Source organism: Phyllobacterium brassicacearum (genome assembly GCF_003010955.1).
In the GTDB taxonomy this organism is placed as follows: Bacteria; Pseudomonadota; Alphaproteobacteria; order Rhizobiales; family Rhizobiaceae; genus Phyllobacterium; species Phyllobacterium brassicacearum.
Genome location: NZ_PGGO01000006.1, coordinates 97,237 through 109,414, shown reverse-complemented (window position 1 = coordinate 109,414; position 12,178 = coordinate 97,237). Strand labels below are relative to the sequence as shown.

Annotated in this window: 12 protein-coding genes and 1 other RNA gene; 5 read left to right on the top strand and 8 right to left on the bottom strand. The window is 56.8% G+C overall.

The features are described from left to right. Positions 1 to 35: 35 nt before the first annotated feature. Both CU102_RS09745 and ssrS read right to left on the bottom strand, forming a co-directional pair. Positions 36 to 653, bottom strand: a complete 618-nt coding sequence (locus tag CU102_RS09745) for a 5-formyltetrahydrofolate cyclo-ligase (RefSeq protein WP_106710905.1) — start codon at positions 651 to 653, stop codon at positions 36 to 38. Positions 654 to 701: 48 nt separating this feature from the next. Further along, positions 702 to 858, bottom strand: a non-coding RNA gene (gene ssrS / locus CU102_RS09740) — 6S RNA. Between the two features lie 115 nt (positions 859 to 973). Between ssrS and CU102_RS09735 the strand changes: the two genes are divergently transcribed. The 3 genes from CU102_RS09735 to CU102_RS09725 are packed head-to-tail and all read left to right on the top strand — an operon-like array spanning position 974 to position 3,454. Continuing rightward, a complete protein-coding gene (locus tag CU102_RS09735; RefSeq protein ID WP_106711059.1) occupies positions 974 to 1,813 on the top strand; it encodes an AAA family ATPase in 840 nt (279 codons plus the stop codon). Continuing rightward, positions 1,814 to 2,260, top strand: a complete 447-nt coding sequence (locus CU102_RS09730; protein ID WP_106710904.1) for a GNAT family N-acetyltransferase — start codon at positions 1,814 to 1,816, stop codon at positions 2,258 to 2,260. A gap of 3 nt (positions 2,261 to 2,263) precedes the next feature. Then, positions 2,264 to 3,454 carry a vWA domain-containing protein gene (locus CU102_RS09725; protein ID WP_106710903.1) on the top strand — a complete coding sequence of 397 codons (1,191 nt, stop codon included), beginning with the start codon at positions 2,264 to 2,266 and terminating at the stop codon, positions 3,452 to 3,454. Here the strand turns inward: CU102_RS09725 and phoB are convergent. The 6 genes from phoB to CU102_RS09695 form a co-directional block, all read right to left on the bottom strand. Beyond that, the gene (gene phoB / locus CU102_RS09720) at positions 3,451 to 4,137 is read right to left on the bottom strand and encodes a phosphate regulon transcriptional regulator PhoB (RefSeq protein WP_208113847.1); all 687 of its coding nucleotides are present in this window, start codon (positions 4,135 to 4,137) and stop codon (positions 3,451 to 3,453) included. The two genes, CU102_RS09725 and phoB, sit on opposite strands and share 4 nt — an antisense overlap. A gap of 17 nt (positions 4,138 to 4,154) precedes the next feature. After that, on the bottom strand, positions 4,155 to 4,886 hold the full coding sequence (phoU, locus tag CU102_RS09715) for a phosphate signaling complex protein PhoU (RefSeq protein WP_106710902.1): 732 nt from the start codon (positions 4,884 to 4,886) through the stop codon (positions 4,155 to 4,157). 122 nt (positions 4,887 to 5,008) lie between these two features. Beyond that, complete coding sequence (gene pstB, locus CU102_RS09710) at positions 5,009 to 5,830, bottom strand: phosphate ABC transporter ATP-binding protein PstB (RefSeq protein ID WP_106710901.1); 822 nt, start codon at positions 5,828 to 5,830, stop codon at positions 5,009 to 5,011. A gap of 17 nt (positions 5,831 to 5,847) precedes the next feature. After that, complete coding sequence (gene pstA / locus CU102_RS09705) at positions 5,848 to 7,164, bottom strand: phosphate ABC transporter permease PstA (protein ID WP_106710900.1); 1,317 nt, start codon at positions 7,162 to 7,164, stop codon at positions 5,848 to 5,850. Beyond that, positions 7,161 to 8,627: a phosphate ABC transporter permease subunit PstC gene (gene pstC / locus CU102_RS09700; RefSeq protein WP_106710899.1), complete on the bottom strand. Its 1,467-nt coding sequence runs from the start codon at positions 8,625 to 8,627 to the stop codon at positions 7,161 to 7,163. Before pstC ends, pstA begins: the two co-directional genes overlap by 4 nt. Positions 8,628 to 8,715: 88 nt before the next feature. Next, entirely contained in the window at positions 8,716 to 9,762 is a 1,047-nt protein-coding gene (locus CU102_RS09695) for a substrate-binding domain-containing protein (RefSeq protein WP_106710898.1), read from the bottom strand. Positions 9,763 to 10,194: 432 nt separating this feature from the next. On the opposite strand from CU102_RS09695, the gene CU102_RS09690 reads away from it, so the two are divergent. Then, positions 10,195 to 10,869 (top strand): FadR/GntR family transcriptional regulator, encoded by a 675-nt coding sequence (locus CU102_RS09690; RefSeq protein ID WP_106710897.1) that lies wholly within the window; start codon positions 10,195 to 10,197, stop codon positions 10,867 to 10,869. Further along, entirely contained in the window at positions 10,866 to 12,155 is a 1,290-nt protein-coding gene (locus CU102_RS09685) for a CynX/NimT family MFS transporter (RefSeq protein WP_106710896.1), read from the top strand. The genes CU102_RS09690 and CU102_RS09685 overlap by 4 nt, the downstream gene beginning before the upstream one ends. Positions 12,156 to 12,178: the final 23 nt, after the last annotated feature.

Below are 12,178 nucleotides of genomic sequence, written 5' to 3'. Positions count from 1 at the left end.
TTCCAAAGCCTCTAAGCCTCGCGGGTTTGCAATTGTTAACTGGCTTTATCGGTCCTGCCAAATCGGCGCAACCCGCTTTCAGTCAGGATGGCCTCCAGTGGCATGTCGTGCGGCTCATCGGGTACGATTTCGACCTCCTGACAGTCGAACGCCACGCCGATCAGCCGCGGATTGACACCTATCTCCTGCAAGCGCGCAATTGCGCGGTCATAATAGCCCGCTCCATAGCCGATACGATGCCCGCGCGCATCAAAGGCCGCGAGGGGCACCAGCATGAAAGTAGGGTCAAGAACAACAGCATCCTCCGGCGGCCCCGCCGTGCCAAATCCGGTCTCGACCATGGGCACTCCCCGCACCAGCTCGCGGAACAGAATAGTCTGCTTGTCGATGATTACCGGTAGGCAGAGCCGGGCTCCACGCTCACGAAATCCGAAAAGCAATGGGCGCAAATCCACTTCCGAGCGGATGGGCCAGAATCCGGAGACGATGGCTCCCCTCTCAAGTTCAAAATCTGACAGGCCAATGTCCGCGATCCGCATCGACGCCTCGATTCGATATCCGACATCAAGGATATCGCGCCGGCCCAAGGCTTCCAGCCGCAGATTTTTCTTCAGTTCTTTGATGGGGGAATGGTGCTTCACAGTGAATCTCATGAGGCGCCGGCAGCAAACGCCAGCTCGGGATGAGCACGGAATAAAAAGCGGCGTCCACACAACCGATGGAGAAGTCGATCCCGGGTACCTACAAAGTAGGTGGGCGCCGTGTGAAGAAGCCCACGGGCCTCCTCAGTGACAGCTCCCTAAGGGATCATTAAGGCCCCGGGGAATAAGTCTCTCCTGTCGAGAAGCGCAGAGCGCCGACGCAAATATAGGACGGATGCCTGTGTTGTACTAGTGGCGTTGTCGGCTAATTTCATACTCTTGCCCTTGTTTCACTACGCCCCTAATCTCGCCCCATCACGAAAGGACCTATGATGCGGTTTGAAGGAACAGCGGCCTATGTGGCCGACAAGGATTTGATGGTGGCCGTCAATGCGGCAATCGCCCTGGAGCGCCCGCTCCTTGTCAAGGGCGAGCCTGGAACCGGTAAGACAGAACTTGCCCGTCAGATTGCCTCTGCTCTCGGCCTCGACTTGATCGAATGGAACGTCAAATCCACGACGAAGGCACAGCAGGGCCTTTATGAATATGATGCCGTCAGCCGCTTGCGGGATTCGCAGCTTGGCGACGCACGATTCAACGACATAACCAACTACATCAAGCCCGGGAAGCTGTGGGATGCCTTCACGGCCGACCGGAAAGTCGTCCTTTTGATCGACGAAATCGACAAGGCGGACATCGAATTCCCCAATGATCTGCTGCAGGAACTCGACCGCAATGAGTTCTATGTCTACGAAACCGGAGAGACGATCCGCGCCGCGCATCGCCCGATCGTGGTCATAACATCGAACAACGAAAAGGAATTGCCCGACGCATTTCTGCGCCGCTGCTTCTTCCACTACATCAAGTTCCCCGACGTTGACATGCTGACAAGGATTGTCGAGGTGCACTATCCCGGCATCAAGCAGAACCTTGTTCGCGCCGCCCTCACTCAATTTTACGAAATTCGTGAGGTCCCGGGTCTCAAGAAGAAACCCTCCACATCCGAGGCGCTGGACTGGATAAGGTTGCTCGTCGCCGACGATATCGCCCCCGAAGATCTGCGCGCCGACCCGAAGAACGCTTTGCCCAAACTGCATGGGGCACTGCTCAAGAATGAACAGGACGTACATCTTTTCGAGCGGCTGGCATTCATAGCGAGGAGACAAGGATAAATGAGTGTAACAATCCGCCCCTTACAGAAGTCTGACGAAGCCGATTGGCGCCGGCTGTGGACTGGCTATCTGACCTTTTACGAAACGACCGTTCCGGAAGAGGTTTATCAGACAACATTCGCCCGGCTGACTTCAGGCGGCGATCATGAATATCGCGGCTTTATCGCCGAACTTGACGGCAAGCCGGTCGGCCTGACCCACTATCTGTTTCATCGGCATTGCTGGAGCATCGAGAACGTCTGCTACTTGCAGGACCTCTTTGCCGATCCGGACGTACGTGGCCAAGGTATCGGCCGTGCCCTTATCGAGGCAGTCCATACTGAGGCAACCAAGGCCGGTGCACACTCTGTCTACTGGACGACCAACGAGGAGAATGTCACCGCGCGCCAGCTCTATGACCGCATCGCCAAGGTCACGCCGTTCATCAAATATGTAAAGATGGTCTGATTAATGTTCTTCCCCTTCTTCCTTGAACTCAAAGCGGCGAAAGTTCCCGTTTCCTTGCGGGAATATCTGACGCTGCTCGAGGGCATGGATGCAGGGCTCGTGACCTATGATGTCGAGGCTTTCTACTATCTGGCGAGATCCGCGCTCGTGAAGGACGAACGGCACATGGACCGCTTCGACCAGGTTTTCGGTCATTTTTTCAAGGGCATCGAAGCCCTCGGCGGTGAAAGCGGCATCGACGTGGCCAATCTTCCCGAGGAATGGCTGCGGCGGCTGGCGGAAAAACATCTGACCGAGGAAGAGAAGAAACTCATCGAAGCGCTGGGCGGTTTCGACAAGCTTATGGAAACCCTGCGTCAACGTCTTGAGGAACAGAAAGGCCGCCACCAGGGTGGATCGAAATGGATAGGCACGGCCGGCACATCGCCCTTCGGCGCCTATGGCTACAACCCCGAGGGCGTCCGGATCGGCCAGGATGAAAGCCGCCACCACCGCGCAGTCAAGGTTTGGGACCGGCGGGAGTTCAAGAATTTCGATGACAGCGTCGAGCTCGGAACACGCAACATCAAAGTCGCCTTGAAACGGCTGCGGCGCTGGGTCCGCGAGGGCGCCGAGGACGAACTCGATTTATCAGGAACCATAAGATCCACGGCCGAGCATGGTTTTCTTGACGTCCTGACCCGGCCAGAACGGCGCAACCATGTGAAACTCCTGATGTTCTTCGATGTCGGCGGCTCGATGGACGAGCATGTCAAGATAGCAGAAGAGCTGTTCTCGGCGGTACGCTCCGAGTTCAAGCACATGGAATACTTTTACTTCCACAATTGCCTCTACGAGAGTGTGTGGAAGGACAACCGCCGCCGCTATACCGAGAGCATTCCCACGCTCGATGTCATCCACAAATATGGCTCGGACTATAAAGTCATCTTCGTCGGTGACGCGGCAATGGCCCCCTATGAGGTCTCGCATCCCGGTGGCTCGGTCGAGCACTGGAATGAGGCGGCCGGCGCGGTCTGGCTCACGCGTGTTCTTGAACAGTGGAAGAATACGGTCTGGCTCAATCCCACCAAACAAGACTACTGGGACTACACGGCGTCAACGGCCATGATCCGCAAAATCTTCGCGCACCGCATGTACCCGCTTACCCTTTCGGGCATTGAGAACGCGACGCGCGAACTATCGCACAGGCATTAACCGAACGAGTATCCGGCACCGCGTACCGTGCGGATCGGGTCGATCGAACGCCCGATATTGATCGCCTTGCGCAGGCGGCCAACATGCACGTCAACCGTGCGGTCGTCGACATAGATGTCGGCGCCCCAGACATTGTCGAGCAGCTGGCCGCGCGAGAAAACCCGCCCGGGAGACTGCATCAGGAATTCCAGCAGGCGAAATTCCGTCGGCCCGAGTTTCAGTTCGCGTTCCTTACGGAACACCCGGTGCTGCTCGCGATCCAGCTTGAGATCGCCGAAGCTCAAGACATGCGACAGGAGGCTGGGATTGACCCGTCGCAGCATCGCCTTGATGCGGGCAAGAAGTTCCGGGGTCGAGAACGGCTTGACCATATAGTCGTCAGCGCCGGTCGCAAGACCCCGTACCCGCTCGCTTTCCTCGCCGCGTGCAGTCAGCATGATGATGGGAAGAATTTCTGTCTCGCGCCTGGCTCTCAGGCGGCGGCAGAGTTCGATACCGGACAGTCCGGGCAGCATCCAGTCGAGGATGAGTAGGTCAGGCACTTTTTCGCGCAACGCAATTTCTGCTTCGTCGCCGCGCGAAATCGTCTCAACAATATAGCCTTCAGCTTCAAGATTGTACCGGAGGAGAACGCTCAAAGCTTCCTCGTCCTCCACAACGGTGATTTTGGGGGCTATTGCCATAGTTCGTTTATCCTGGATTACGGTTGTCTGGCTTCATCGACAATGATGGTGTGCGTCTGGTCTTCCTTCGGCCGTTCAGTGGGCAGTTGTTCGCCGGTGACGATATAGTAGACCGTCTCGGCAATGTTGGTGGCATGGTCGCCGATACGTTCGATGTTCTTGGCGCAGAACAGAAGATGCGTGCACGCCGAGATGTTGCGCGGGTCTTCCATCATGTAGGTCAGGAGCTCGCGGAACAGCGACGTATAAAGAGCGTCGATCTCGTCATCGCGCTCACGCACAATGTTAACCTGCTGAACTGATCGCGTCGCATAGGCATCGAGCACGTCCTTCAGCTGCGTCAAAGCGAGCTCCGCAATTGTCTGCAGCCCACGATAGACTGAGATCGTCTGGCGGGTGTCAGTCACGGCAACGACGCGTTTGGCGATATTCTTGCCGAGATCGCCAATACGCTCGAGATCAGAAGATATGCGGATCGTGCCGATGATCTCGCGGAGGTCGATCGCCATCGGCTGACGCTTGCCGATAATGGTTATGGCCTTCTCGTCGATTTCCCGCTGACCGGCGTCAAGGATCAGGTCATCCGAGATGACCCGCTGCGCCAGCGCATTGTCAGAATTGACCATGGCAGTAATCGACTGCTCGACCATGCGCTCTGCATGACCGCCCATCTCGGCGATCTTGTGGGTCAGAAACTTCAGTTCATCGTCGTAGGAACGGACGGTGTGCTGCGATTGCGATTCGGTCATTTCTTTTCCTCGTTCCCTTCAAAGCAATTCCAGGAAAAGTGGGAACCGGTTTTCCGGCTGGAATTGCGTTAAATCAAAGAACTGGAGCATTCCATCATGGAATTGCTCCAGTCGAAGCTCGATCAGCCGAAGCGCCCGGTGATGTAGTCCTGCGTCCGCTTTTCGGTCGGGTTGGTGAACATCATTTCCGTATCGCCCACCTCGACGAGATTCCCAAGATGGAACATCGCGGTCCGCTGCGAAACACGGGCAGCCTGCTGCATCGAGTGGGTTACGATGACAATCGTGTAGTTCTGCCTCAGTTCATCGATCAATTCTTCCACTTTGGCAGTGGCGATGGGATCCAGCGCCGAACACGGTTCGTCCATGAGGATGACTTCCGGGCTGACTGCGATGGCACGCGCAATGCAAAGGCGCTGTTGCTGACCGCCGGACAGGCCCGTACCCGCCTCGTGCAGGCGATCCTTCACCTCGTCAAACAGGCTGGCGCGGCGAAGGCTCTTCTCGACAATTTCATCAAGCTGCTGGCGGTTCTTGGCCAATCCGTGTATCCGCGGGCCGTAAGCCACATTCTCGAAGATGGATTTCGGGAATGGGTTGGGCTTCTGGAAAACCATACCCACACGAGCGCGAAGCTCGACGACATCGATCTTCGGATTGTAGATGTCCTCGTCATCGAGCGTGATCTTGCCACCGATTTTGCAGCCCTCAATTGTGTCGTTCATGCGGTTGAGACTGCGGAGAAACGTGGACTTGCCGCAGCCGGACGGGCCGATAAGCGCTGTAACCATCTTCTCGGGCACATCGAGGCTGACACCGAACAGGGCCTGTTTGTCACCATAGTGAACGGTGACTTCCTTGCCTTGCATTTTGATTGCATTGGGCTGGGCGTTCATTTTGTCGTTTACCGCTTTTTCGAGATTTCGTTCTGTCATCAGGTTCATAGCCAGAGCCTTTCCCTTTACCAGCGACGCTCAAAGCGGCGACGCAGAATGATTGCTGTGATGTTCATAACCGCGAGGAAAAGCAACAGCACGATGATAGCGCCGGAGGTCCGCTCAACAAAGGCCCGTTCCGCCTCATTGGCCCACATGTAGATCTGCACCGGAAGCGCCGTGGCAGGGTCGAGCGGGGTGACCGGACTGTTGGCAACAAAGGCCACCATGCCGATCAGGAGCAGAGGCGCTGTTTCACCGAGTGCGTGGGCAAGTCCGATGATTGTACCTGTCAGGATGCCAGGCGCCGCGAGCGGCAACACGTGATGGAACACCATCTGTGTCTTCGACGCTCCGATCCCCAGCGCCGCAGCGCGGATGGAGGGTGGAACGGCGCGAAGGGCAGCGCGCGTGGCAATGATGATTGTGGGCAACGTCATCAGTGTCAGGACAAGTCCGCCGACCAGCGAGGCCGAACGCGGCATGTGGAAGAAGTTGATGAAGACAGCTAGCCCCAAAAGACCGAAAACGATTGAGGGAACAGCGGCAAGATTGTTGATGTTCACCTCGATAATATCGGTGAGCCGGCTCTTCTTGGCGTATTCTTCGAGGTAGATCGAAGCAGCGACACCGATCGGAAGCGAAAGAAACAGCACGATCAACATCATGTACAGCGACCCGATCAGCGCGACGCCAAGGCCGGACGTCTCAGGACGACTGGATGCACCATAGGTGAACAGGCCCGTATTGAAGCGCTGTGCCATGACACCTTCGCTCTTGAGCTTGTTCATCCATTCGACTTGTTTGTCGGAAACTTTGCGGCGGCTCTGATCGACGCCCAGATCGATCTGCCCCTTGAAGGCAGAGTCGATGTCGGCGCCAGTCAGCACCCAGACATTCTGCGTCGTGCCGATTAGCGAAGGATTTTTGACCACCAGTTCGCGCAATTGTCCGCGAACGCCTTCAGAGAACAGTTTGCTAAGTTCACGCAGACCTGCCCGGTCGCTCGAGCTCACGCCGAGCTTTTCGGCAAGCGCATTACGCGCCAACACCGGATAGTTCGCGGTCAGGAGAACATTGGGATCCGTCGCCCGCTTGTTGTCGGGATCAATGATTTTCGGATCAAGATTGATCGAAAGATTGACCTCGGTCTGCCAGAATGCGGTGTAGCCGTTGGACAGCACCGAATAGAGCAAGGCGCACAGGAAGAAAATGCCGATCGCGATCGCGGTGATACCGTAGAGCTTGAACCGGCGTTCGGCCGCATAGCGACGTTTGAGACCAATGTCACGACGGGTTGGTTTGGCTGAGACGGCAGCAGGATTGAGGGCTATGTCGGTCATTCGTACTGCTCCCGGTATTTGCGCACGATGTAGAGCGCGAAAATGTTCATCGCCAGCGTAATGAAGAAGAGTGTGAGGCCAAGGGCAAAAGCGACCAGCGTTTGCGGTGAGTTGAACTCCAGGTCGCCCGTCAACTGATTGACGATCTTGACGGTGATTGTTGTCATCGCATCGAATGGATTGATGTTGATATTGGCCGCAACACCGGCCGCCAGCACCACGATCATCGTCTCGCCAATCGCACGCGATGCGGTCAGCAGCAGCGCGCCGACGATGCCGGGCAAGGCAGCTGGCAAGACCACGCGGCGGATCGTTTCCGAGCGCGTTGAGCCAAGCCCGAGCGAGCCGTCGCGGAGGGATCCCGGAACAGCAGTAATGATATCGTCCGAAAGTGATGAAACGAAGGGGATCAGCATGACACCCATCACGATACCGGCAGTCAGGACGCTCTGCGCCTGGATGAAGGCATAGCCGCCGGAAAGCGCCGCACTGAGGTCGCGTAGGAACGGGCCGACGGTAACAAGCGCAAAGAAGCCGTAGACGATGGTCGGGATACCGGCGAGCACTTCAAGCAGGGGTTTGACGACCGAACGCACCCTTGGGCTGGCATACTCGGCCATGTAGATCGCAGAGAACAGCCCAACCGGTACGGCGAACAGCATGGCCACGAAGGCAATGTAGATTGTACCCCCCAGCAGCGGGATCAGACCGAACTGGCCTTGCGATCCCTCCGCTCCCGCTGCGGCGAACCGAGGATCCCAAACCGTGCCGAAAAAGAAGCCCGCAGGCGAAACCGATTGGAAGAATGTCATCGTCTGGAAGAGCATCGAAAGGATGATACCGACGGTCGTAAGGATCGCGATTGTCGAGGCAGCAAGCAGTGCGCCTAGGATGATGCGCTCGACATTGTTGCGGGCACGGGCCCTCACATGGACACCGGAAAGACCAAAAATGGCGCCGGCAACGGCGAGAGCGAGCGCAATAACACCGCCAATGGTATTCGCCCGTACCGAGTTCTTGTTCCACTCGACGGCAATGGGGATCATGTAGTCCTGACCGTCCTGCGCGAGCGCGACGCCCTTTGCCGAGAGCAGCGGGCGCAACTCGGCGAAGGTCTGCGGAAGGTTTGCTTTCTCTTCGCTGCTGAGCTTATTGAGTCCGCGCGCTATGCCGCTGACCATGCCAAGTTCAAGACTTTGGCTGGCAATGACCGTGTCGGCTGTGCGTGCCGGCAGTTCAGAGATTGCGGTGCGTTCCAGATAGAGGCTGGTGGCCGCTGCCCAGACAGCAAGGAACAGGATCGCAGGTAAGGCAGAAGCCAGAAAAACCCACCAGCCATGATAATGGGGCAGGGAATGTAGTTTGACGCTTCCACTATCTTTGCTAAGCGCCCGTTGGCGCCCGAGGAAGTATCCGACAACACCAATCGCAACGACAATCAAAAATACCAATGAAGTGGACATCAAAGCTTCCCCGATCTGTCCCGCAAATTCATAAGTTCTTGGCAGGCATGCGGGCGGGCAAACGCCACCCGCATACGCAGTTTCAGTCTTACTTCAACTTCATTGTCGTGCCAGCAGCAAAGGCATCGCGCTGGGCTTTGCGTTCTGCTTCTGGTGCGGCAACCAGGCCATATTCGACGAGCGGGCTGTCCTCGCCGATCATCTGGTCGTTAAGGAAGAATTCGACATATTCCTTCAGGCCAGGAATGACACCAAGATGTGCCTTCTTAACATAGAAGAACAGAGGGCGCGAAACCGGATACTTGCCCGACGAGATTGTCTCCGTGCTCGGTACAACGTCCGATACCGTAGCAACCTTCAGCTTGTCGGCATTGTTCTCATAGAACGCGAGGCCGAATACGCCGACACCGGTCTTGTTGGCGTCGATGCGAGCCAATGTTTCAGCATAGTCGCCATCGATGTCGATTGCCTTGCCATCCTTGCGGACCTTGACGCAGGCCGCAGCGGCAGCCTTCTCATCCAGGCCCAGTGTCTTGATGGTATCGGTAGCACCACTTGCCTTGCAGCCGGCGCTCAGGAGCCTCTCTTCGAAGACTTCGCGGGTGCCGTGCTTTTCGCCAGGAATGTAGGCGGCGATATCCCAATCAGGAAAAGCCGGATTGACCTGGTTCCATTTGGTATTCGGGTTGTTGACGAGCTTGCCGTCAACGATTACCTGGGCAGCAAGCGCCAGATAGACGTCCTTCGGTGTCAGCTTCCAGTCCGGACCCTTGATGTCTGTCGCAAAGACGATGCCATCATAGCCGATGCGGACTTCCTGGACGTCCTTGACGCCTGCGTCAACGCAGGACTTCAGCTCAGTGTCCTTGATCGGACGGGAAGAATTTGCAATGTCGATGGTCTCTTCGCCAACGCCCTTGCAGAATTCCTTGATGCCTGCACCCGAACCGCCGGATTCAACGACTGGCGTCTTGAAATCTGGGAATGTTTCGCCGAAAGATTCAGCAACGATCTTGGCATATGGCAGCACCGTCGAGGAGCCTGAAACCTGGATTTGGTCGCGGGCAGATGCGCCAACTGTCGATGCGGCCACCGCAATTGCTAGCAAAGCGGCCGTGGAAAATAGCTTGTTCATAGGAGCAGCTCCTGTTGGTTTAATTCTTGTGACGCCTCCGACGCCGTCTGCGGTCTATAGAACGTTTATTACAGTCATATGACAGCAATGTAACAGTTCTGTAGCACCGTTTTTGGCCATCCAGACGGGACGCCAGAATCGAAAATCTCTCTAAAACCATTAAGTTACCCGTCTACCGAATTTGATGTGGGAGGGGCAAAGCCAGATGCTCAACGATTCCAGTTACTTCTTGTCACTCCCATTTGCGACGAACACCATGAATCCAGTTCTCCCTTGGCGCAGGGCATCAGTCCTGTCACTTTGACCGCTCCCAGAGGTCCCTGACTTGATCAACTTTGGTTTCAATGCACCTGTCGATGTCACAATTACGTGTTGACTTCCCATTCGTGAATTCCTATTAGTCAAGTCATCAGATGACTTTAGGACTTGACGATGCAACCCGCAGCCCGCACAAATTTGGCAGACACCGCGGTTCATAATATTCGCGCGGAAATCACAGCCAATCGCTGGCAGATCGGCGACCGTATTCCGAATGAAGCCACTCTTGCCGAGATGCTCGGTGTCAGTCGGGGCACAGTACGAGAAGCCGTCCGGGTTCTCGTTGCCCAAGGCTTCCTTGAGACAAGGCAGGGGTCCGGTACTTATGTCCGTTCGGTAGTCGACATCGATGAACATTTTTTGCGAATCCGGCGGACCGGACTTCGCGACCAGGTCGAGACCCGATGCGCCCTGGAGGTTGAGGCGGCACGCCTCGCTGCAACACGTCATACGCCCGAGATCATCTCAAGGTTACGCCAACTGCTGGCCAGCCGCGGTGAATATGACGCCGCCCGGCATGACCTCTATGTTGAGCGCGATCTTGCCTTCCACAAGGCGGTTGTCGCGGCATCAGGCAATCATACTTTCGTGGAGGTTTACGAATTTTTCTCTACTTCGATCCAGGAAGTTATTAAGGCGACCGTTACGGGCGAACTTCCGGAACCGGATATGGCGTCACACGTATCCATTGTCGATGCAATCGCCTCAGGCGATCCCGACCGAGCTGCTTCCACGACCCGCGCTTTCATGGCCCCCATATTGAGCGAACTCGATCGGCTTCTCGCATGAACAAACATCTTTCCACCGACGACACGCTGCACGAGAGCATAATCAGCGACCAGCTGATAGATGCTGAAACCGACAGCGTTCCGCAGCCCAGGCCACCGGTATTCACGAGCCGCACTGTAAAGATCCTCACGGGCCTCAGTCTTGTTCTTATTGCTTTCAATCTCCGTCCGATCTTTTCGAGCGCGTCGGCGTTGCTGCCAGAGATCATCGAGCAAACAGGCCTGTCCTCTTTCGGGGCTGGTGTATTGACGACCCTGCCCGTCGTCTGCCTCGGTGTATTCGCCCCGCTCGCTCCGAGGCTGGCACAGCGTCTTGGCGCTGAGCGCACGCTGTTGGGCGTCCTGCTGCTTCTCGCCCTTGGCACCGCTTTGCGCGGTTTCGGATCCTTGCCTTTGCTTTTCCTTGGAACCGCACTTGCCGGCGCTTGCATTGCTACTGGCAACGTTCTGCTCCCGGGCCTCGTAAAACGCGACTTCGCCAGCAGAACAGGAATGATGACGGGGCTCTACACCATGGCGCTGTGCGCGGGAGCGGCCAGCGCGGCTGGATTTACGGTACCCCTGCAACGCATGCTCGGTGGCTCATGGTCGCTGGCGCTTGGTGCCTGGGCCTTGCCGGCGCTCCTTGTCGCGCTGATCTGGTTCCCGCATGCCTTCTTCAGAAAAGTCAGAACAAAACATGCCGGGTTCAGGGTTGAAGGCCTTTGGCGCGATCGGCTCGCCTGGCAGGTCACCCTGTTCATGGGCCTTCAGTCGGCCTTGGCCTATTGTGTCTTTGGCTGGCTTTCACCGATCCTCCGCGATCGTGGACTCGACGGGGTCACGGCGGGCGTTGTCGTTTCCGTTTCAGTCATGGCACAGGTTTTCACCTGCCTGCTCGTGCCGTCGATCGCTGTGCGCTGCAAGGACCAGCGGCTCATCAACGTCGCGCTGATCACACTGGCCGTAGCGGGTTTGCTTGGCTTCCTGTTCGCTCCCTTGTCGACGGTTTGGCTCTGGGCCATTGTGCAAGGCATGGGACAAGGCGGGCTCATTGCCGTTGCCATGACCATCATCGTGCTCCGGTCTGGTGATGCCCACGTAGCCGCCCATCTTTCGGGGATGGCGCAGTGTGTCGGCTACATCCTGGCGGCAGTTGGCCCACTCCTTGTCGGCCTCATTCACAGTCTAACCGGGACCTACGGCGCAACGGCAATCCTCTTCGTTCTCCTCGGTCTCGGAGTCGCCATATTCGGCTGGGGCGCCGGGCGCGCCACGCATGTGAAAGCACGCACTATCCAAATCTAGATGATTTCGGCATAATGGGGTCC